This window comes from Gillisia xinjiangensis (assembly GCF_046298265.1).
GTDB lineage: Bacteria > Bacteroidota > Bacteroidia > Flavobacteriales > Flavobacteriaceae > Gillisia > Gillisia xinjiangensis.
On sequence record NZ_JBKAHK010000002.1, the window covers coordinates 676,644 to 697,688 of the forward strand.

A 21,045-nucleotide genomic window follows, 5' to 3' on the forward strand; every position below is an offset into this window, starting at 1 on the left:
ATTAATGATCTGTTGGTAAAAATTCTTTTAAAGTCTTGAGTCCTTTTTCAGTAACAATAGCCCGAAGGTGATATTCAAGGTATTTTTCATTAATTTCCTTAATAGAAAATTGTTCTGCGGGAAAAAGATCACTGCCTTTAATGGTAGACATGCCCAGAAAATAGATCTTGCCAATAAAATCTACAGGAATGTTTTCCCTGTATAATCCTTCTTTAATTCCTTTCTCAAGATTGTCGTTAATACTGCATTGCATGGTATCAATATGATGGCTTTGAACAGACTTATATACCTTTGGGTAGTATTTTTGAAGCTGAAATTGAGGAGAAGATTTTTCGTCTTTTAAATGATGCATAACGAAATTTTTGATCTCAACCATTTCTACAATAGCATTTAATTCTTTTTGTTTTATTTTCTCGATTCCCTCATCGATCGAATTTAAAATGAACAGGGTGGAGGCTTGAACGAGCTTTGCTTTGTTTGGAAAATGAAAATAGATGGTTTTTTTTGAAATCCCCATCTCATTGGCCAAATCATCCATGGTCACGCTCTTAAAACCTAAATTCAGAAATAAATCTGCTGCCTTTTTAATGATTTCTTCTTTCATATTCTAATCCCTTCAACAACTTGATTTCACGCGAATTTCATCGAAATGCGCGACATCTCCCACTTTTTTTGCGCCTCGTGCGACTGCGCAGGGTTTTTTTATTTTTCTGCGAGCGCAAAGGTACTTCAGGAAACTTTAAAAACCGAAAAAGTTTCCAATTATTTTTAAGGTTTAATTTAATTTTAGGAATATGAATTAGTGTCAATTATGGTATTTTAGCCGAAAATTTTAATTAATGTTAACCATCACTCAATATCGCGAGGCTTTTTTAGGGTATTTAAATAAAAAGATCATCACCAAAGAGCCTGTTAATTTATACGAACCAATTACCTACATTCTTAATTTAGGCGGAAAGCGTTTAAGGCCGGTATTGGTTTTATTGTCCACAGAAATTTTTGATACTCCCTATGAAAAGGCATTGGATGCGGCTTTGGCAATTGAAGTTTTTCATAACTTTTCGCTGGTTCACGATGATATTATGGACGATGCTCCCTTAAGAAGGGGGAAAGCAACGGTGCATGAAAAATGGGATTTAAACACAGGGATCCTTTCCGGAGATGCCATGTTGATAAACGCATACCAGCTTTTTGAAAATTATGAGGGTCCTGTTTTTAAGGAATTGGCACAGCTTTTCACTAAAACCGCAATTCAGGTTTGTGAAGGACAGCAATACGATGTAGATTTTGCCAACAGGGAGGATGTTGAAATAAAAGATTACCTCAAAATGATAGAATACAAGACCGCTGTTCTTGTAGGTGCTTCCCTTCAAATGGGCGCCATTTTAGGTGGGGCTTCACAGGATTGCAAAAAGGCACTTTATGATTATGGCTGCCTTTTGGGGATCGCTTTTCAGTTACAGGATGATTACCTGGATGCTTTTGGCGATCCGGAAACCTTCGGAAAACAACTTGGTGGCGATATTATTGAAAACAAAAAAACTTTTTTATATCTAACGGCACTTCGTAATGCCAAAAATTCAGAAGCCCGGCAGCTGGAACATTTATACTCCATAAATCCTATGGATACAAGCGGAAAAATTGAAGCGGTAAAAAGCATCTTTCAGGAAAGTGGTGCTTCAGAGTTAGCAAGGGAAGAGATTGGGAGATACACTCAAAAAGCCTTTGAGGTACTTGACAGCATTGAGATTTCCGAGGATAAAAAGGCAATGCTACGCAATTTCGGCTCTCTTCTTATGGACAGGGAAGTTTAAAAATAAACACTCACAAAGGGCATAAAAGGGCTGCTGTAAAAGCTTTTGTTTTTATCATGCAGGACATCATAGCGCACTCCGGTAATCACTGGCCCGGTGTTGTAGCCAACCCCAAGGAATAAAGCAGGAACCCAATCCTGATCTTTTATATTGGCCCCGTCAAATTCATAGCGACGGGTAATATTAAGTTGTTCAAATTCTGCTGAAAGCTGCACCTCCCTTATTGGTCTCATCATTCCAATAAGGCTTCCTCCCAGACTGGTGGCCTTAAAATTATTCTGGCTTGAATATGCCCCGCTCAAACCTATTCCTGCAGAAAAAGTATTATTGAAATCATATATTGCTGAAGGTGCCAGCGCCCCGGTAAAATTACCATTGCCAAAGCTAAGCCCCAAACTTCCACCAAAACGAACCTGTTGCCAGAATTGATCTTTGGTTTCAGATTTCTCTGTTTCTTTTATCTGCCCGAAACAAGCTGAAGATGCAATTATCAATGTAAAAACCAGCATTAAGAGCCTTCTGTTGGAATAACATAAAAAAGTTGTCATGTTAAAGTTCTTTTATTGGATTCGATAAATATAATGATTTCTATAAGCTATAAATTCTAAAAATTGTATTTTTGCCTTGTTTTATAACAAAAGGAACATTAGTTTCAAATTATGGATAGATTTTCATTTCTTAACGCTGCAAGCACAGCTTATTACGACGAACTTTACGAACAATATTTAAAAAACCCTGATAGTGTTGAGCCTAGTTGGCGAGCTTTTTTTCAGGGATTTGACTTTGGTAAGGAAGGATCATCTTCCCCTTCTTCCCCTTCAGGAGAAAAATTAGCGACAGAGGAGGATTACTGTGAGCCACAATTACAAAATCTTGAAAAGGAATTCAGGGTAATAAAACTTATAGATGGATACCGCACAAGAGGACATTTGTTCACCCAGACCAACCCGGTTAGGGAGCGACGAAAATACACTCCAACCCTGGATATTGAGAATTTTGGACTTTCCCAAAGTGACCTTAATACCGTCTTTAACGCTGGAGAGCTTATTGGGATAGGATCTGCCACTCTTGAAGAAATTATATCGCATCTGGCAAAAATATATTGTCAGTCCATCGGGGTTGAATATATGTTCATCCGGAAACCCGAAGAGATTTCCTGGATACAAAACAAGCTTAATATAAAAGATAATCAGCCTGATTTTAGTGAAGTAGATAAGAAATTTATTCTATCAAAGCTCAACGAAGCAGTCTCTTTTGAGGCTTTTCTTCATACCAAATACGTAGGTCAAAAAAGATTTTCACTTGAAGGGAATGAAAGTTTAATCCCGGCTTTGGATGCTATTATTGAAAAAGCCGCAGATCTTGGGGTTAAGGATTTTGTCATGGGAATGGCCCATAGAGGAAGATTGAATACCCTTACCAATATCTTCGGAAAAAGTGCCAAAGATATTTTCAGTGAATTTGACGGGAAGGATTACGAGCAGGATATTTTTGATGGAGACGTGAAATATCACCTGGGTTGGACTACCAAGAGACAGACCCGTAACGGAAAGGAAATAAATATCAATCTTGCCCCAAATCCATCTCACCTGGAAACCGTGGGAGCGGTTGTGGAAGGGATTTCCCGTGCTAAACAGGACAATAGATTTAAAGACAATAATTCCCAGGTATTACCAATTATTTTACACGGAGATGCTGCTATCGCCGGACAGGGATTGGTATATGAAATTGTGCAAATGGCACAACTGGATGGATATAAAACAGGAGGAACCATTCACATTGTCGTAAATAACCAGATTGGCTTTACCACAAACTATCTTGATGCCCGATCATCTACATATTGTACCGATGTTGCAAAAGTGACGCTTTCTCCGGTTTTACATGTGAATGCAGATGATGCCGAAGCAGTAGTTCATGCTGTATTATTTGCACTGGATTTTAGAATGGAATTTAAAAGAGATGTATTTATAGATCTTTTAGGTTACCGAAAGTATGGTCATAATGAAGGGGATGAACCAAGATTTACACAGCCAAAATTATATAAGGCGATCTCAAAGCACGAAAACCCGAGGGATATTTACGCCGCAAAACTTATAGAAAGTGGTGTAATTGATGAAAGCTATGTTAAAAAGCTGGAGGATGAGTATAAATCGAAACTGGAGAAAGAACTGGAGAGTTCCCGTAAGGAAGATACCACAAGAATAACCCCATTTATGAAAGATGAATGGGAAGGTTTTGAGAACGCTGAAGAAGATACTATGATGAAGGAAGTGGATACCACTTTTAACATTGAAAAATTAAATACAGTTGCGGAAACCCTTTCCAGGCTTCCGGAAAATAAAAAATTTATGCGGAAGATCAGTAAATTGATCGAAGCCCGCAATAAGATGTACTTTGAGGATAACAGCCTTGACTGGTCTATGGGAGAACATCTGGCTTATGGATCTTTAATGCTGGAAGGCTTTAATGTTAGGTTGAGCGGGCAGGATTCCGAAAGAGGAACTTTTTCCCATCGACATTCCGTTGTAAAAGTGGAGGATAGTGAAGAAGAAATCATCCTTCACAATAATATTCCAGGGAAAACGGGAGAGTTCAGCGTTTATAATTCGCTGCTTTCAGAATATGCCGTTGTAGGATTTGATTATGGATATGCAATGGCAAGTCCAAAAACACTTACTATCTGGGAGGCACAATTTGGGGATTTTGTGAATGGAGCTCAAATTATGATCGATCAGTACATTTCTGCCGCCGAGGATAAATGGAAACTTCAAAATGGATTGGTAATGTTACTTCCTCACGGATATGAAGGTCAGGGAGCAGAGCATTCCTCCGGAAGGATGGAGCGTTTTTTACAGCTATGTGCAAAAGATAATATGTTTGTTGCCGATGTTACAACACCTGCAAATATGTACCATCTTCTTCGCAGACAAATGAAAGTGAATTATAGAAAACCCTTGATTATCTTTACCCCGAAAAGTTTGTTGAGGCATCCTAAAGTGGTTTCCACCAGGGAGGAATTCGCAGAAGGTGGTTTTCAAATGCTGATAGATGATGCCGAAGCTAAAGTTGATAAAATAAAGACCCTGGTTTTTTGTACTGGAAAATTCTTTTATGATCTTCTCGAAGCAAGGGAAGAAAACAAACGGGATGATGTGGCTCTGGTGCGCGTGGAACAATTATTTCCTTTGCCCACAGAAAAAATGAGATCGGTCATGGAAAAATATAAAAATGCCAATGATATTGTTTGGGCACAGGAAGAACCAAAGAATATGGGAGCGTATGGATATATGTTGATGCATTTTGAAGAAGCTAAGAATTTTAGGGTTTGTAGCCGAAGATTTTATGGCTCACCTGCAGCAGGAAGTTCTGTGAGGTTTAAAAAACGTCACGAAAAAGTAATTGCAAGTGTTTTTGATAAAACGATGGTTTAATCCCTCTTTGAGGGTTTTGATTTCGATAAATTAAAATAATAATAACCTGCTTTTTTAGAAAGCAGAAAATAAAAAATAAAGAATCATGGCTTTAGAAATGAAAGTTCCTTCTCCCGGAGAATCCATCACAGAGGTTGAAATCGCACAATGGCTGGTAGAAGATGGAGATTATGTAGAAAAAGATCAGCCAATTGCTGAAGTTGACAGCGATAAGGCAACTTTAGAACTTCCGGCTGAAGCGAGCGGAATTATTACTCTTAAGGCTAAAGAAGGGGATGCTGTCGCTGTAGGGCAAGTGGTTTGCTTAATAGATACTGAAGCTAAAAAGCCAGGTGGAGATGAAGATAAAAAAGAAGAACCTGCTGAAAAGGAAGTAAAAGAAGAAAAAGAGGCGCCTTCAAAATCTTCAACACCGGAAAAGCAGAAAGAGAAAAGTTATGCAACGGGAACTCCCTCCCCCGCAGCAAAGAAAATCCTCGATGAAAAAGGGATAGACACAAAAACGGTAACAGGTTCTGGTCGTGATGGAAGGATCACCAAAGAAGATGCGGTAGAGGCCAAAGCTTCTATGGGAACTCCGGGATTAGGAAAACGCGGGGAAAGTACTAAAAAAATGTCTATGCTTCGCCGTAAGGTAGCAGAGCGTCTTGTAGCAGTAAAGAATGAAACCGCAATGCTTACCACCTTTAATGAGGTGGATATGTCGGCAATTTTCTCTTTGCGCAAACAGTATAAAGAGGAATTTAAAGACAAACATGGGGTAGGATTAGGATTTATGTCCTTTTTTACATTGGCTATTGTAAGGGCCCTGGATCTTTATCCTGATGTGAATTCTATGTTAGATGGAGATTACCAGGTTAAATATGATTATAAAGATATTAGTATCGCAGTTTCCGGGCCAAAAGGATTGATGGTTCCAGTTATAAGAAATGCAGAAAACCTTGGTTTTAGGGGAGTTGAAGATGAGGTAAAACGTTTGGCGCTTAGAGCAAGAGATGGTCAAATTACAGTTGATGAAATGACCGGAGGAACTTTTACCATTACCAATGGTGGAGTGTTTGGTTCTATGTTGTCCACTCCAATAATAAATCCTCCTCAAAGTGGGATTTTGGGAATGCACAATATAGTTGATCGTCCTGTAGCTATAGATGGACATGTTGAAATTCGTCCAATAATGTACGTGGCCCTTTCTTATGATCACAGGATTATTGACGGAAAAGAATCTGTTGGTTTTCTTGTAGCAGTAAAGGAAGCACTGGAAAATCCTGAAGAACTTTTGATGGACAACGATGTAAAAAGAGCTTTGGAGCTTTAAATAGTTAAATTATATTAAAAGTAAAGGGCAGCAATTATTAAATTGCTGCCCTTTACTTTTAATCCCGCCAGAGGGCTTATTTCCAAATAAAGCTTACTTCCAACGGGAATAAATTTGGCTTCAAATCAATCAAAATAATGTAAACAATGACCAAAAATTAAGGAGAAGTACCAAAACTACAACTATGGCCAGAATGCGCACCGCAATTTTTGAAATTTTCTCTTTTTTGATCCTTTGAATCATGTATTCGATTTATTGAAAACAAATCTAACAGGAATCTGTCAAAGAAGCTAAGGGGATTTTTCCCCTATTTTAAATAGAGCGCTCTATTTTTATAATCTATTACCGCTTTGCCTTTTTTCAAAATATCGGCTCCTATGATCCCGTGTACTTTTTTGGCTTTATGATTTACCAAAGCCTGATTAACGTGGGTAAGATCGAATAAAACAAGGTCAATTTTACTGGTTTTCCAGCCTGTGATCTCAATTTTGTTTTGCTGTGCAATTTGAGTAAGCATATTGGTTGCACCCGCACCTGCTGCTCTTACTTCGCTGTCTTCTGCCAGCAATTTAAAATGAGCAATAGCCTCAAAACCAACACAGCTGCTGGATGCGCCGGTATCTAAAATAAAATTTCCTTCAATTTTGTTAATCTTTGCGGCCAACTCAAAATGTTGGGTTTCGGTGAATTTCAGCTTAATACGCTGATACCCTTTATCTTCCATTAATTTTCTTAAAGACGACATTCTTTTTGTTTTGGCAAAGATAGGTCTTCAAAATAAATTATTTTTGCATTTATGATTTTAACAGATACCCATACGCACTTATATAGCGAAGATTTTGAGAAAGATAGAAAGGAAGTTATTCAAAGGGCTTTGGAGCAAGGCGTTTCCCGTTTCTTTATCCCAGCTATAGATTCCAGTTATATAGCTGCAATGTACAGGCTGGAAAGGACATTTCCAGCCCATATTTTCCTGATGATGGGGTTGCATCCAACTTCTGTGAAGGATAATTACAAAGAAGAATTGCTTCGGGTAGAGGAAGAGTTTGAAAAAAGGGATTTTTATGCCGTAGGAGAAATTGGGATCGATCTTTATTGGGATAAATCTCTTTTAGAAAAACAGCAAATCGCTTTCAAACAACAAATTCAACTTGCAAAAAGGAAAAAGCTTCCAATTGTGATTCATTGTCGTGATGCGTTCGATGAGGTTTTTGAAGTTCTTGAATCGGAAAAAGGACCTGACCTCTTCGGAATTTTTCACTGTTTTACAGGAGATCTTTCTCAGGCTAAAAGAGCTTTATCGTATAATATGAAGTTGGGAATAGGGGGCGTGGTGACATTTAAAAACGGAGGGATCGATAAATTTTTAAATGAAATACCTATTAAAAACATCGTATTGGAAACAGATGCTCCTTATCTTTCTCCCGCACCCTACAGGGGAAAGAGAAATGAAAGTTCTTATATTAAAATTATCGCTGAAAAAGTGGCTTCCATCTATGCATTAACAGTTGCAGAAGTGGCCGAAATTACCACCCAAAACTCCAGAGATATATTTGAGGTGTAATGCATAGATTTAATTATAATTTTTGTTCTTTTGTCAAGATAATTTAAAATATACGTGACAAACTTCGAAAAAATAAGATTTTATGAAGATCCTGAAGTGCAACCTGCACTTCAACAATATATTAAGCATCCCATGATTCGGGCTTTGCTAGTATTTACATTTCCGGATAAATCTTCAGAAGAAATTGAAAAGATTATTTCCGAATGTCATTCGATTAAGGATTTTCAAACAAAAGTTATTTATCAATCTATAAGGAAAGTTCTGGAAAAAAGTTCAGAAGGGCTTACCTATAGCGGATTTGAGGGTCTTGAGAAGGATCAGTCATATCTTTTCATTTCCAATCACAGGGATATTTTGCTTGACACCAGTTTGTTGAATTGTGCCTTGTATGAGCAGGGTTTGATCATGACCGCTTCGGCTATAGGGGATAATCTTGTGCAGAAACCATTCTTATTGTTGCTGTCCAAATTAAACCGGAATTTTTTGGTTCAAAGAGGATTAGGTCCCAGGGAAATGTTGAAGAGTTCCCAGGAACTTTCAGAATATATCAAAAATCTTTTGCTGAAGGAAAACAGATCGGTTTGGATGGCCCAGCGGGAAGGAAGGACCAAAGATGGCAACGATATTACCCAGCAGGGAGTTTTGAAAATGCTTGCTATGGCAAAAGGCAAAAAAAGTATTGCCGAATATTTTTCAGAAATAAAAATTGTACCCGTCGATATTTCCTATGAGTTTGATCCTACAGATGTCCTGAAAATGCCCGAAATAATGGCCAAAAGGATGGAAGAGACCTATGTGAAAACCGCGAATGAGGATTTTAATTCGATAATGAAAGGTGCTTTGGGCAACAAGGGCCGCATACATATAAGTGCCGGAGAGGTACTATCTAAAGAGACGCTTACTGGAATTGAGGAAAAAGAAAATTCGGTAAATGATCTATTAAAAGCAATAGCAGATCTTATAGACAGGAAAATTCAGGGGAACTATAAATTATGGCCATCCAATTACATTGCCTGTGATTTGCTCAATAATAATGAGGAGCACAGCAGTCTTTATACCCTGAAGCAAAAAAGACAGTTTGAGCGTCGTTTGACGAGGAGAATCGATTTTAAAAATTCTTTAGAAGTAAATAGTTACCTGTTGATGTATGCGAATCCGGTTATCAACCAAGAAGCGCTGGATGAAAGTAAAGTCTAATATTTTATTGATATATACCGGTGGTACTATTGGTATGATCAAGGATTTTGAAACAGGAGCTCTCAAGGCATTTAATTTTAGTGAATTGCTTCAAAATATCCCGGAATTAAAACTTCTGGAACATACCATAGATACGGTGAGTTTTAAGGATCCCATAGATTCCTCGAATATGAACCCGGTTTATTGGATTCAGATAGCCAAAATCATTGAAGATCGTTTTGAGAATTACGATGGATTTGTGGTTTTACACGGAAGTGATACCATGTCCTACACTGCTTCAGCTCTGAGCTTTATGTTTGAAAATTTGACAAAACCTATAATTTTTACGGGTTCTCAATTGCCTATTGGGGATCTTCGCACAGATGCCAAGGAAAATTTGATTACCAGCATACAGATTGCAGGACTACAAAAGCAGGGAAAGCCTGTAATATCTGAAGTGGGATTATATTTTGAGTACAAATTATACCGTGCAAACCGTACCACAAAAATAAATGCCGAGAATTTTCAGGCATTTTCTTCTTCAAATTATCCTCCGTTGGCAGAATCTGGCGTACATTTATCCGTAAATAACAATGTTTTGTGGAAAACCAACAGAAGGAGAAAGACGAAATTGCACACAAATTTCAATCATGAAATCCTTATTTTGAAGATGTTTCCGGGGATTAATGAAAGTACCGTAGAACATATGCTTTCAAAGAAAAATTTAAAAGGGGTGATCCTGGAAACCTACGGAAGCGGGAATGCTCCAACGGATGCCTGGTTTATAAATTTATTGAAAAAGCATATTTCCAAAGGTTTATTTATAGTGAATGTTACCCAATGTATCGCTGGAAGCGTATCCATGGGACAGTATGAAACCAGTACCCAGTTAAAAAAAATTGGGGTGGTTTCAGGAAAAGACATCACAACCGAAGCAGCTGTGGCAAAATTAATGTACCTTTTGGGGAGTGAATTATCGCCGAAAGTTTTTAAAACTATCTTTGAGACATCATTACGTGGTGAAATGTTATAAAATTAACGATTTCTTTTTGATGGTAAACATTTTTTTTTGTTATTTGGCGCTCCGTTAAAATTACTTAATAGAGAGGTGGCCGAGCGGTCGAAGGCGCACGCCTGGAAAGCGTGTATACCTCAAAAGGGTATCGAGGGTTCGAATCCCTTCCTCTCTGCAAAGTATTTTTATTAAAAAATAATTTTTATATCTTTAACCTTTTAACTAATTAAATTAAGACAAACACTAATGAAAAGATTATTTTCAACTTTGGTAATCGCTTCGGTTATGTTATTTGGAGCCGCAAACGTAAATGCGACAAATTTCGTGTCCCCACAACTGGATAACATCGTGAATTTTGTTCAGGATGAAGAGGCGGCCCTCGATGTTCAAGAGGAAGAAGAATTAGGATTTCACCAGGAGCTTAAAAAACGTTTTATAGAAGGTGGCCCCGGATTTATGGGAATCGTTCTTTTATGTTTGATTCTTGGTTTGGCAATTGCCATTGAGAGAATTATCTTTTTAAACCTTTCTACTACCAATACCAAGAAATTGGCCCAGGATGTAGAAGATGCTTTAAACAGCGGAGGAATTGAAGCTGCTAAGGAAGTTTGTAGAAATACAAAAGGTCCTGTAGCCTCTATTTACTACCAGGGACTAGATCGTGCAGACGAAAGCATTGAAGCCGCAGAAAAAGCTGTTGTAGCTTACGGTGGTGTTCAAATGGGACAACTGGAGAAAAACGTATCATGGGTTTCTTTATTTATCGCTCTTGCCCCTATGCTTGGGTTCATGGGAACGGTAATTGGTATGATCCAGGCCTTTGATAGAATTGAAGCAGCAGGAGATATGCAGCCTTCACTGGTAGCCGGAGGTATTAAAGTTGCACTTCTTACCACGGTATTTGGTTTGATCGTAGCTATTATTCTACAAATCTTTTATAATTATATCATTGCTAAAATAGATAGCATTGTGAATGATATGGAGGATGCATCTATCATTTTAATTGATATGCTTGTAGACTACAAAAACAAAAAAAGAATCTAAGAGATATAAACTATGACAATTCATAAAATTTTAAAATATTTTGCACTCGTTATTGGTGTCATAGGTCTTATCCTTTTGGGTAGAATTATTATGGCGGGCGATGATGTAATAGAGGCTTCTGCTTCAGAACAGCAAAGTCTTATAACACCTTTTATCTGGCTAGCCTACCTGGTACTTGCAGTTGTACTGGTTTTAGTAGCATTCTTTGTTATAAAGGGATTGTTTAGAGGAAATATTAAAAACACGCTAATTGCCGTTGGAGCATTTGTTGTTGTAATTGCTATTGCCTATGTATTAACAGATGGTGCTCCCGTTCCATTAAAAGACGGTGGTACATTATCTGCCAGTGCATCCCATTGGGTAAGTGCAGGATTATATGTTTTTTATATTCTTGCAATAGTAGCAGTTGGGGCAATGGTTCTGTCTGGAATCAGAAAATTAATAAAATAAATTATGGCTAAAAGAGCAGCACCAGAAGTAAATGCCGGTTCTATGGCCGATATCGCATTCTTGCTTTTAATTTTCTTTCTGGTAACCACAACAATTGAGACCGATAGAGGAATTAGCCGCAAGCTGCCCCCTATTCCGGAGGAGAATATCGAGCCACCCATTATTAAGCAGAAAAATATTTTTACTGTTATTGTAAACAGAAATAACCAGTTGCTTGTAGAAGATGAATTGATGCAATTGCAAAATCTTAGGCAAGCTGCTGTAGAATTCCTGGATAATGGTGGTGGTGTAGGTGAAGAGGCCTGTGATTATTGTCAGGGACCCAGAGATCCAACTTCTTCAGATAATCCTGAAAAAGCTATCATTTCTTTGGTAAATGACCGCAAGACGGAATACAGGACTTATATATCTGTTCAAAATGAGTTGGTTGCTGCTTATAACCAGTTGAGAAACCGGGAAGCACAACGACTTTATGGAGTGGATTTTCTGGAAATGGAGCGAAAATTTAATGATCCTAACTTTAGAGGAGACAAAGTGACCTTAAAGGAACGTATTGATATAGTACAGGGTATGTATCCTCAAAAATTATCTGAAGCCGAACCTAAAAGTTAGTTGCTTTAAACCCTCATTGAGGGTTTAATTTTCCGAGGCTTGCCTCGAATTTTTAAAAGTATTTTCCAATTCATATCTTGTGGGCTTGCCCCGAGGTAGTTGATTAACAAAAATGTAATTAAATTATGGCTAAGTTCACGAAGAAAAAGAGTGGGGAGTTGCCAGCGGTAAATACCGCTTCCCTGCCCGATATCGTTTTTATGTTGCTTTTCTTTTTTATGGTTGCAACGGTAATGCGTCAAAATACATTGATGATACAAAACCAATTACCTTTTGCAGACCAGGTTGAAAAGTTGGATAAAAAGGATTTGATAATGTATATTTATGCCGGAAAGCCAAGCCCGAGATATCAACAGAAATTTGGTACCGAGGCTCGAATTCAGTTAAACGATAAATTTGCAGCTGTTAGTGATGTGCAAAAATTTATTTATGCTGAAAGAGAATCCAAGCGGGAGGAGTTAATTCCCTATTTAACAACTGCATTAAAAGTGGATGTTGAAACAAATATGGGACTGGTTTCTGATATAAAACAAGAATTGAGAAAAGCGGAAGCCTTAAAAATTAACTACACCACACGTATTGGTGAGGTTTCTAAGAATTAAATTAGTTTAAAATACCATTTAAAAAACATCCCTTCCGGATATTCCGGATTTAGGGATGTTTTTTTATATTCATCTTTTCTTAAATAGCTTACTTTAATTCGGTATTGAGGGGTTACTTCCCCGGGGCCTGCCCGAATCATTCAGGGGGGATTGCCTCGAATTTTTAAAAATAATTTACTCCCGATAATTATCGGGACATAAATTGAGGGCTTGCCCGATTTTTTTGATTAATTTCCTGACAAATGAAGAATCTATATCCGGGATTATTGATGCTATTCACCTTAATCCCAACATGGGCACAAGTTGAGAATGATTCCATTCCTGCTATTCAGGATTCCGTACCAGCGGTTATTGATAGTTTGTACCGGGAAGATCAATTCTATCTGGGATTAACCTTTCAATTGATGGGTGATCTCCCTGAGGATGTTTCCCAATCTGGTTTTTCCGGTGGTCTTCATCTTGGTTTTATAAGGGATATGCCAATTAATAAGCAAAGGAATATTTCTATTGGTGCAGGTTTTGGCTGGTCCATAAATTCATACGGACAGGAGCTTTTTATAGGAGAAAATGCAAATGGTCAAACCATCTTTAGAAATCTCAATAATCAGGATATTGTTTATGATACCAACAGGTTTTCTACACATCTTGTGGAAGTGCCGCTTGAATTTAGATGGAGAACTTCTAAACCCGAATCTTATAAATTCTGGAGGATTTATACCGGATTCCGATTAGGATATGCCTACCATTTTAAATCAAATTTTAAACAAGGGGAAAATCAGGTAATCCAAACAGATGTGCCCGAATTTGAACGTTTTAGACTAGGTACTACTTTTACTTTTGGATATAACACCTTTAATTTTCACCTTTATTATAGCTTAAATCCCTTTTTTAAGGATGCTCAGCTCAATGATAGCCAATTGGGTATAACTACGTTTAAATTGGGTTTGATGTTCTATATCTTATAGCCAGTAATTAAGCACAATAAGTTGTGGCAGGAGTCCTATGAAAAACCCAAGAACAATTTCAGCCCTTGTATGGGCTTTAAAATAAAGTCGTGAGGTTGCAGTTAAACCTAAGGCAATAATCAAAAAGACTATACTGAAAACCAGGTTTAGAGAGAAGAATATGCTCAGCGCAATAACAAACATGAAAATTCCGGCCAAACCTACCATATGTAAACTGATTTTTAGTTTTAGCAACGCAAGTATATAGCTGGTAAGGATGGAAAACAGAATCCCTACAAAAAAATAATAGAGCGCAGGATAGTTATAGGCGTTTAATATCTGGTAAAGGTTTAACCCCAAAAGCAGGATATAAAAAAACAGTGGCCAGAGTCTTTCATTCACATCGCTTAAAAAGGCTGATTTTGCTTTCCCCAAATTTTTCAGAAGAAAATAAAAAACAATAGGAATAAATAGCGTGGTAATGGCTATTGCAAGGAGTTTTGCTTTTATAAGTGGCTCCGGAAAAAATCTGGGTGTCACCAGAAAATAAAACAAACTTCCTGCAAATGGCATCCATAAAGGATGAAAAATGTAGGAAGCACTTTTTATTACAAAACGCATTATATCTCTTTTCGCATTCTTGCCACAGGTATATCGAGCTGTTCCCGGTATTTCGCAACTGTACGGCGTGCAATTGGATAGCCTTTTTCCTTTAAAAGTTTGGCAAGTTTTTCGTCGGTGAGCGGTTTGCGTTTGTTCTCTTCTTCAATAGACATTTCCAAAATCTTCTTGATCTCCCTGGTAGAAACTTCCTCACCCTGATCGTTTGTCATCGATTCTGAAAAGAATTCCTTGATCAGTTTTGTGCCATATGGGGTGTCTACATATTTACTGTTTGCCACTCTGGAAACTGTGGATACATCCATGCCAATTTCATCGGCTATATCTTTCAGGATCATTGGGCGCAGGTTTCGTTCGTCTCCGGTAAGAAAAAATTCCTTTTGATAATTCATAATAGAGCCCATCGTTACCATAAGTGTTTGCTGCCGCTGCTTAATCGCTTCAATAAACCACTTTGCCGAATCCAGTTTTTGCTTTATAAACATCACTGCATCTTTTTGTGCCTTGGTTTTTTCACGGGATTCCTTATAACCCTTCAACATATTATTGTAATCGTTGGAGATATGCATCTCAGGAGCATTTCTGCTGTTAAGGGTCAATTCCAATTCTCCATCTACGATTTTAATCGTAAAATCAGGAATTACGTGTTCTGTCATCCTGGTGTTACCGGCAAAACTTCCTCCGGGTTTAGGATTGAGATGTTCAATAACATCAATGGCATCCCGTAATTCATCCTCGGTAATATCGTGTTTGGCAAGCAATTTAGCGTAATGTTTTTTGCTGAAATGATCGAAGGACTTTTCCATGAGATCTATAGCAAGGGAAACATCCTTGTTCTTTTCTTTTCTGTAAAGCTGGATCACCAGGCATTCCTGCAGGGATCTGGCACCTACTCCGGCGGGATCCAGTTGCTGGACCTGTTTCAACACTTTTTCTACCGTTGCCTCATCGGTATAGACATTTTGAGTAAAGGCAAGGTCATCTACGATATCCTGAATACTTCTGCGGATGTAGCCGCTTTCATCTACACTTCCCACTAAAAATTCAGCGATTTCCTGTTCGGTTTCGTTTAATCTGGATGTACTTAATTGGGTTTTTAAATATTGGGAGAAGGAAGTTCCCGAAGCATACGGAACATGTTTTTCCTCATCATCTGCACTGTAATTATTGGCCTGAAGCCTGTAACTTGGTGTTTCATCATCGCTCAGGTAATCGTCTACATCAATATCGGCTTCAATAGTTTCATTGCCTTCAGAATCATATTCGTCATTGGAAAATTCATCATCAAATTCTTTTTCAAGATCCTCTTTTCCATCTTCCAAAGCGGGATTCTCTTCCAATTCCTCTTTTATACGCTGCTCAAAAGCTTGCGTAGGCAACTGGATGAGCTTCATCAACTGTATTTGCTGAGGGGAGAGCTTTTGCGATAATTTAAAATTTAATTGCTGTTTTAGCATAAATAGATTGTTGTACTCTTTCTACAAAAATAAGCAAAAACAATGCGAATGTAGCTTTGGCATCAAAAATGATGGTGGTAAATTTTTGTTAAGAAAAGGGAGATTCCTTAAAACTCCTCTAAAAGTCTGAATTTTTGAGGCGGATCTATTTTTACCGACATAGCTTCCTTGCTGATTGGATGTGTAAAATTCAACGCAATTGCTGTAAGATATAATCCTTTTTTCTGAAAAGGGTGAATTTTTAATCCATACTCAATATCGCCCACAATGGGAAGGTCATTTCCTGAAAGATGTATTCTTATTTGATGGGTTCTTCCGGTTTCGGGATAAACTTCAAGGATGGAATACGGTTTTTCTTTAAAGCTGAAAGTTGTAATTCTTGTAACTTTTGTTATGGCTGTTTTACTTCTGATGTTCGTGTTGTAAATGCAAGTTTCCGGTGCTTCTCCGTGAACCAGTGCCAAATAGGTTTTTTGGATCTCTTTATGTTCAAAAGCTAAATTCAGTTTTGTTTGTGCAATGCGTGTTTTTGCTATTAAAAGCAATCCGCTGGTAGGATTATCCAGCCTGTGAACAGGCAATGGAAAGGGAAGCGCATCTTGCTCCGCTGAAACATTTAGGTTGAATGGCAAAGCATTTTCAATGGTTTTAAAGTAATTTCCGCTGGTAGGGTATCCGGGAGGTTTTTGTATAACCGCAAGAAAATCATCTTCAAAAATCACCTCCAGACCCAGCTGAAAGACTTTTTTCGTTGGAACTTCCTGTTGTAATAATTCTAATTTCTGAAATTCCTTTACCCAATCTGAGGTATTTCCAAACTCACCATCAATCAGGATCTCTTTACGTTTTATGGCTTTTTTAATCCCGCTTCTGGTGGAAATCGAATTAAAAGCTGAAGCCGCATATTCCTGCAACCTGATTTTTTCATCAAGTGCAGGAACGATATGCGTTTCTAATATTTTCAAAAGAGGAAGTTTAAAATTCCGCGTTTTGCGGTGTTCTCGGGAAAGGTATTACATCCCGTATATTAGTCATTCCTGTAACGAAAAGAACAAGACGTTCAAAACCAAGTCCAAATCCGCTGTGGACGCAGGTTCCAAATTTGCGGGTGTCCAGATACCACCAAAGTTCTTCCTCATCAATGTCCAGTGCCTTCATTTTTTCTTTCAGTACATCCAGACGTTCCTCCCTTTGGGAACCTCCCACTATTTCTCCAATTCCGGGGAAAAGGATATCCATAGCGCGCACCGTTTTTCCGTCTTCATTAAGGCGCATATAAAAAGCCTTGATGTTTGCAGGATAATCAAAAAGTATCACAGGACATTTAAAGTGTTTTTCAACCAAAAACCGTTCATGTTCACTTTGAAGATCGGTTCCCCAATCTTCTATAGGATACTTGAATTTCTTTTTCTTATTTGGTTTGGAGTTTTTAAGGATATCGATCGCTTCGGTGTAGCTTACCCTTTTGAAATTGTTTTCGGTTACAAACTCCAGCTTTTTAAGCAAACTCATTTCGCTGCGTTCTGCCTGGGGTTTCGACTTTTCTTCTTCCTCGTGGCGTTTATCCAGGAATTCAAGATCGTCCTTACAATGTTCCAATACGTATTTTACCACATATTTTATGAAATCTTCAGCAAGGTCCATATTCCCGTCAAGATCGCAAAAGGCTACTTCCGGCTCGATCATCCAGAATTCGGCCAGATGCCTGGAAGTATTGGAATTTTCAGCTCTAAAAGTAGGCCCAAAGGTATAAACCTGTCCCAGCCCAAGGGCATAGGTTTCAGCCTCCAATTGACCGGAAACCGTTAAATTGGTCTCTTTTCCGAAGAAATCTTTTTTATAATCTATAGATCCATCCTCATTTTTAGGAGGGTTTTCAAGATCAAAAGAAGTCACTTTAAACATTTCACCGGCTCCTTCCGCATCGCTTCCGGTAATAATAGGAGTGTTTACGTAGTGAAAATTGTTTTTCTGAAAGTAACTATGAACGGCAAACGAGAGCTTGCTTCGAACCCGCATTACAGCCCCAAATGTATTGGTGCGAATCCTTAAATGGGCCTGTTCCCGAAGTTTCTCGAGGCTGTGTCGCTTTGGGGATAAAATAGTGAGTTTTACTTCCTCCGGGTTGGCATCTCCCAATATTTCTATAGATTTCACTTCTACTTCAACGCTTTGCTGACTGCCAACACTTTCTTTTAAGGTACCAACTACCTTGATTGCAGCGCCAATATTGATGCGTTTTAATATTTCTTCATTCGTATTTTCAAAATCTATAACACATTGTAAATTATTGATGGTAGACCCGTCATTAACGGCTATAAACCTGTTGCTTCTAAAAGCTCTTACCCATCCATTTACTTCTACTTCCTGCAGAAATTGATCACTGGTTAATAATTCAGCAATTTTTAATTTTATCATTTTGGTTATATTTTTTAAAAAATCAAATATAAATCTTCCTTGTTAGCCTGACAAGAGGCAATTTTTGATTTTGATGAAATTTATTCCCACTGGTAGGATTTATGAATTATTTGTAACTTACTATTCACTGACTTAAAAGGCAAACCTAAGGTTTTTCCGACTCGTTTAAAATATCGTCTTCTTCAGCAATAATCTGGATTGAAAGTTCTTTTAAGGTTTCCTTATTTGCGATGCTTTTCTCCAACGAAAGCAGGAGGGAAGGTAACAGTATTAAATTGGACAGCATTGCAAAAAGTAAGGTTGCTGAAACCAAACCTCCCAGGGCTACGGTTCCTCCAAAACTGCTTATCATAAATACGGAAAATCCAAAGAAAAGCACGATGGAAGTATAGAACATACTAACTCCTGTTTCCTTTAAAGCCGCATAAACCGATCTTTTTATTTTCCAGTTGTTGGCTTTTAATTCCTGCCTGTATTTTGCTAGGAAATGTATGGTATCATCTACGGAGATCCCAAATGCGATACTAAAGACCAGAATGGTGGACGGTTTTATTGGTATGCCAAGGAACCCCATCATTCCTGCGGTTACAAGCAAGGGAAGCAAATTGGGTATAAGTGAAACCAGGATCATTCTGAATGAACGAAACATCCAGGCCATTAATAGTCCAATAAGTAAAATTGCAAGCGACAGGGAAATAACCAGGTTTTTCACCAGATAGGTTGTTCCTTTTTGGAAAATCAAAGCCTTTCCGGTCATGCTTACCGCATAGCGTTCTTCCGGGAAAATTTTATTTATCTGCGGTCTCAAATTCTCTTCGATACGCTCCATTTTTTCAGTGCCAACATCCTTCATGAACGTTGTTATTCTAGCATATCGTCCGGTAGAATCGACGTAAGAATTCAAAATAGCTCCTCCCCCTGAAATTCCTTTTAAATAAGGAGCGATAAAATTTTGTTCCTGCGAGGTGGGTAGCTGAAAATATTTCGGATTTCCATTATAATAAGCCTGTTTGGTATATTTTGCAAGACGAACTACAGAGACCGGAGTGGAAAGTTCGGGGACTTCAGCAATAAGATTTTCAAGGGATTCCATCCTTTTTAAGGTGACAAGTTTTAAAGCTCCTTTTTCCTGTTTGGTGTCAATTAAAATCTCCAGTGGCATCACTCCGTTAAACTCTTCTTCAAAAAACCGGATGTCCTGGAAAAAACCGGCATCCTGTGGCATGTCTTCCAGCAGGCTCCCGGAGATTTTAATATTATAAATCCCAATGATACTCGCAGCAAGAAGTATGATAGAAATTACATATACGGAGAGTCGGTGATGTCTCACCATTCGTTCTGTCCAGTCTGTAAATGCACCAATCCATCTTTTGTTTAAATGCCTTAGATGTTTGTCTTTTGGCACAGACATATAGCTGTAAATAATGGGGATAATTACCAGGCTTAAAAGAAAGATGGCAATAATATTGATGGAAGCAACCATTCCAAACTCCTTGAGTAAGGTGCTGTCGGTTAAAATAAAAGCTGCAAATCCGGATGCTGTTGTCAGATTGGTGAGCATGGTTGCATTTCCCACTTTAGAGATGACCCGTTGCAGCGATTTCGCCTGATTCCCATGGGTTTTTATTTCCTGCTGATATTTGTTGATGAGGAAAATACAATTGGGAATCCCAATAACGATAATCAGTGGTGGGATTAATGCCGTGAGTACCGTGATCTCAAAATGAAGCAGCCCAATTATTCCAAATGCCCACATAACCCCAATCATCACGGTAACCATCGCAATTACGGTTGCTCTTATGGACCTGAAGAAAAAGAAGAAGATTAGTGATGTTACCAAAAGCGCGGCCCCTATAAAAAGGCCAATTTCATCGGTGATGTTTTTTGAATTAAGCGTACGTATATAAGGCATTCCCGACACGTATACCTCCAGGTTCGTGTCTTTCTCAAATTGTTCTATTAGGGGTTGCAGCTCTTCAAGGACAAAGTCTTTTCGCTCAATAGAATTTACAATTTCTTCTTTTAAATAGACAGCAGTTTGTACTGTTTTGGAGTTTTCGCTGTAAACCAGACCTTTGTAAAAAGGCAATTTATTGAATAAGTCATCCTTATATTCCCTAACCTGGGCGCTATTCCATTCTTTATCCTGAATAAAAGGAACCATTTCAAACCTGCTGGGATCCTCAAATTTTTCCAGTTTTTTGAGATTTCCAATCGCGATAACATTTTCAACGGCTCTAAATTTTTCAAGATCCCGGGTTAATTTGTTCCAGGCTGTAAATTTTTCGGGAGTGAAAAGCGAAGAATCTTTAACCGCAATTACAATGAGATTGCCTTCTTCACCAAATTTATCCAGAAAATCATTGTAGACCTGGTTTATTTCGTGATCATCCGGCAATAAATTGGCTTCGGTATGTGAAAAGCGCATATTTTGCCATTGGGTGGCAAAAAAGGCGGTTATTAAAATAATTATAAAGATGAACAGGACCCTGTTTCTAAGAATTACACGGGCTATGGAATTCCAAAATCCAAAACTGAAAATTTTTGACATTGCTGGTTTTTATGCGCCTGCAAAGGTATAA

At 38.1% G+C, this 21,045-nt stretch carries 19 protein-coding genes and 1 tRNA gene; 12 read left to right on the forward strand and 8 right to left on the reverse strand.

Features of this window, described 5'->3' with window-relative positions:
- Window position 1: 1 nt before the first annotated feature.
- Complete coding sequence (locus ACKGJN_RS04130; protein ID WP_409538162.1) at window positions 2–604, reverse strand: TetR/AcrR family transcriptional regulator; 603 nt, start codon at window positions 602–604, stop codon at window positions 2–4.
- Between the two features lie 235 nt (window positions 605–839).
- Between ACKGJN_RS04130 and ACKGJN_RS04135 the strand changes: the two genes are divergently transcribed.
- Window positions 840–1,814, forward strand: a complete 975-nt coding sequence (locus tag ACKGJN_RS04135; protein WP_409538163.1) for a polyprenyl synthetase family protein — start codon at window positions 840–842, stop codon at window positions 1,812–1,814.
- Here ACKGJN_RS04135 and ACKGJN_RS04140 read toward each other — a convergent pair.
- Complete coding sequence (locus ACKGJN_RS04140; RefSeq protein ID WP_409538164.1) at window positions 1,811–2,362, reverse strand: alpha-ketoglutarate decarboxylase; 552 nt, start codon at window positions 2,360–2,362, stop codon at window positions 1,811–1,813. The genes ACKGJN_RS04135 and ACKGJN_RS04140 overlap by 4 nt on opposite strands.
- 111 nt (window positions 2,363–2,473) lie before the next feature.
- Between ACKGJN_RS04140 and ACKGJN_RS04145 the strand changes: the two genes are divergently transcribed.
- Both ACKGJN_RS04145 and odhB read left to right on the forward strand, forming a co-directional pair.
- The gene (locus ACKGJN_RS04145) at window positions 2,474–5,245 is read left to right on the forward strand and encodes a 2-oxoglutarate dehydrogenase E1 component (protein ID WP_409538165.1); all 2,772 of its coding nucleotides are present in this window, start codon (window positions 2,474–2,476) and stop codon (window positions 5,243–5,245) included.
- A gap of 85 nt (window positions 5,246–5,330) precedes the next feature.
- The gene (gene odhB, locus ACKGJN_RS04150; RefSeq protein ID WP_409538166.1) at window positions 5,331–6,560 is read left to right on the forward strand and encodes a 2-oxoglutarate dehydrogenase complex dihydrolipoyllysine-residue succinyltransferase; all 1,230 of its coding nucleotides are present in this window, start codon (window positions 5,331–5,333) and stop codon (window positions 6,558–6,560) included.
- A 307-nt stretch (window positions 6,561–6,867) separates the two neighbouring features.
- Here the strand turns inward: odhB and ACKGJN_RS04155 are convergent, their stop codons facing one another.
- Entirely contained in the window at window positions 6,868–7,305 is a 438-nt protein-coding gene (locus ACKGJN_RS04155) for a retropepsin-like aspartic protease (RefSeq protein WP_409538167.1), read from the reverse strand.
- A gap of 51 nt (window positions 7,306–7,356) precedes the next feature.
- Between ACKGJN_RS04155 and ACKGJN_RS04160 the strand changes: the two genes are divergently transcribed.
- From ACKGJN_RS04160 to ACKGJN_RS04200, 9 genes are all read left to right on the forward strand, one after another.
- Window positions 7,357–8,124 carry a TatD family hydrolase gene (locus tag ACKGJN_RS04160; protein WP_409538168.1) on the forward strand — a complete coding sequence of 256 codons (768 nt, stop codon included), beginning with the start codon at window positions 7,357–7,359 and terminating at the stop codon, window positions 8,122–8,124.
- Window positions 8,125–8,178: 54 nt separating this feature from the next.
- Window positions 8,179–9,321, forward strand: coding sequence for a 1-acyl-sn-glycerol-3-phosphate acyltransferase (locus ACKGJN_RS04165; protein ID WP_409538169.1), 1,143 nt, complete (start codon window positions 8,179–8,181; stop codon window positions 9,319–9,321).
- Complete coding sequence (locus ACKGJN_RS04170; protein ID WP_409538170.1) at window positions 9,305–10,333, forward strand: asparaginase; 1,029 nt, start codon at window positions 9,305–9,307, stop codon at window positions 10,331–10,333. The genes ACKGJN_RS04165 and ACKGJN_RS04170 overlap by 17 nt, the downstream gene beginning before the upstream one ends.
- 69 nt (window positions 10,334–10,402) lie before the next feature.
- Window positions 10,403–10,490 (forward strand) — tRNA-Ser (locus ACKGJN_RS04175).
- Between the two features lie 71 nt (window positions 10,491–10,561).
- Window positions 10,562–11,359, forward strand: coding sequence for a MotA/TolQ/ExbB proton channel family protein (locus ACKGJN_RS04180; RefSeq protein WP_409538171.1), 798 nt, complete (start codon window positions 10,562–10,564; stop codon window positions 11,357–11,359).
- A 12-nt stretch (window positions 11,360–11,371) separates the two neighbouring features.
- Window positions 11,372–11,809 (forward strand): hypothetical protein, encoded by a 438-nt coding sequence (locus ACKGJN_RS04185; RefSeq protein ID WP_409538172.1) that lies wholly within the window; start codon window positions 11,372–11,374, stop codon window positions 11,807–11,809.
- A 3-nt stretch (window positions 11,810–11,812) separates the two neighbouring features.
- Window positions 11,813–12,421, forward strand: coding sequence for an ExbD/TolR family protein (locus tag ACKGJN_RS04190; RefSeq protein ID WP_409538173.1), 609 nt, complete (start codon window positions 11,813–11,815; stop codon window positions 12,419–12,421).
- Between the two features lie 125 nt (window positions 12,422–12,546).
- Window positions 12,547–13,023 (forward strand): ExbD/TolR family protein, encoded by a 477-nt coding sequence (locus tag ACKGJN_RS04195; protein WP_409538174.1) that lies wholly within the window; start codon window positions 12,547–12,549, stop codon window positions 13,021–13,023.
- 242 nt (window positions 13,024–13,265) lie between these two features.
- Complete coding sequence (locus ACKGJN_RS04200) at window positions 13,266–13,988, forward strand: porin family protein (protein WP_409538175.1); 723 nt, start codon at window positions 13,266–13,268, stop codon at window positions 13,986–13,988.
- Here ACKGJN_RS04200 and ACKGJN_RS04205 read toward each other — a convergent pair.
- From ACKGJN_RS04205 to ACKGJN_RS04225, 5 genes are all read right to left on the reverse strand, one after another.
- Window positions 13,983–14,588, reverse strand: a complete 606-nt coding sequence (locus ACKGJN_RS04205; protein ID WP_409538176.1) for a hypothetical protein — start codon at window positions 14,586–14,588, stop codon at window positions 13,983–13,985. The genes ACKGJN_RS04200 and ACKGJN_RS04205 overlap by 6 nt on opposite strands.
- Entirely contained in the window at window positions 14,588–16,045 is a 1,458-nt protein-coding gene (gene rpoN, locus ACKGJN_RS04210; RefSeq protein ID WP_409538177.1) for an RNA polymerase factor sigma-54, read from the reverse strand. Before rpoN ends, ACKGJN_RS04205 begins: the two co-directional genes overlap by 1 nt.
- 107 nt (window positions 16,046–16,152) lie before the next feature.
- Window positions 16,153–17,010, reverse strand: coding sequence for an RluA family pseudouridine synthase (locus ACKGJN_RS04215; protein WP_409538178.1), 858 nt, complete (start codon window positions 17,008–17,010; stop codon window positions 16,153–16,155).
- A gap of 10 nt (window positions 17,011–17,020) precedes the next feature.
- Window positions 17,021–18,463 carry an asparagine--tRNA ligase gene (gene asnS / locus ACKGJN_RS04220; protein WP_409538179.1) on the reverse strand — a complete coding sequence of 481 codons (1,443 nt, stop codon included), beginning with the start codon at window positions 18,461–18,463 and terminating at the stop codon, window positions 17,021–17,023.
- Between the two features lie 145 nt (window positions 18,464–18,608).
- Complete coding sequence (locus ACKGJN_RS04225) at window positions 18,609–21,014, reverse strand: efflux RND transporter permease subunit (protein WP_409538180.1); 2,406 nt, start codon at window positions 21,012–21,014, stop codon at window positions 18,609–18,611.
- Window positions 21,015–21,045: the final 31 nt, after the last annotated feature.

Excerpts from the sequence above, each read along its gene's own strand:
- ACKGJN_RS04130 (WP_409538162.1), bottom strand. The coding sequence starts at position 604 with ATGAAAGAAGAAATCATTAAAAAGGCAGCAGATTTATTTCTGAATTTA.
- ACKGJN_RS04135 (WP_409538163.1), top strand. The coding sequence starts at position 840 with ATGTTAACCATCACTCAATATCGCGAGGCTTTTTTAGGGTATTTAAAT.
- ACKGJN_RS04140 (WP_409538164.1), bottom strand. The coding sequence starts at position 2,362 with ATGACAACTTTTTTATGTTATTCCAACAGAAGGCTCTTAATGCTGGTT.
- ACKGJN_RS04145 (WP_409538165.1), top strand. The coding sequence starts at position 2,474 with ATGGATAGATTTTCATTTCTTAACGCTGCAAGCACAGCTTATTACGAC.
- odhB (WP_409538166.1), top strand. The coding sequence starts at position 5,331 with ATGGCTTTAGAAATGAAAGTTCCTTCTCCCGGAGAATCCATCACAGAG.
- ACKGJN_RS04155 (WP_409538167.1), bottom strand. The coding sequence starts at position 7,305 with ATGTCGTCTTTAAGAAAATTAATGGAAGATAAAGGGTATCAGCGTATT.
- ACKGJN_RS04160 (WP_409538168.1), top strand. The coding sequence starts at position 7,357 with ATGATTTTAACAGATACCCATACGCACTTATATAGCGAAGATTTTGAG.
- ACKGJN_RS04170 (WP_409538170.1), top strand. The coding sequence starts at position 9,305 with ATGAAAGTAAAGTCTAATATTTTATTGATATATACCGGTGGTACTATT.
- ACKGJN_RS04180 (WP_409538171.1), top strand. The coding sequence starts at position 10,562 with ATGAAAAGATTATTTTCAACTTTGGTAATCGCTTCGGTTATGTTATTT.
- ACKGJN_RS04185 (WP_409538172.1), top strand. The coding sequence starts at position 11,372 with ATGACAATTCATAAAATTTTAAAATATTTTGCACTCGTTATTGGTGTC.
- ACKGJN_RS04190 (WP_409538173.1), top strand. The coding sequence starts at position 11,813 with ATGGCTAAAAGAGCAGCACCAGAAGTAAATGCCGGTTCTATGGCCGAT.
- ACKGJN_RS04195 (WP_409538174.1), top strand. The coding sequence starts at position 12,547 with ATGGCTAAGTTCACGAAGAAAAAGAGTGGGGAGTTGCCAGCGGTAAAT.
- ACKGJN_RS04200 (WP_409538175.1), top strand. The coding sequence starts at position 13,266 with ATGAAGAATCTATATCCGGGATTATTGATGCTATTCACCTTAATCCCA.
- ACKGJN_RS04205 (WP_409538176.1), bottom strand. The coding sequence starts at position 14,588 with ATGCGTTTTGTAATAAAAAGTGCTTCCTACATTTTTCATCCTTTATGG.
- rpoN (WP_409538177.1), bottom strand. The coding sequence starts at position 16,045 with ATGCTAAAACAGCAATTAAATTTTAAATTATCGCAAAAGCTCTCCCCT.
- asnS (WP_409538179.1), bottom strand. The coding sequence starts at position 18,463 with ATGATAAAATTAAAAATTGCTGAATTATTAACCAGTGATCAATTTCTG.
- ACKGJN_RS04225 (WP_409538180.1), bottom strand. The coding sequence starts at position 21,014 with ATGTCAAAAATTTTCAGTTTTGGATTTTGGAATTCCATAGCCCGTGTA.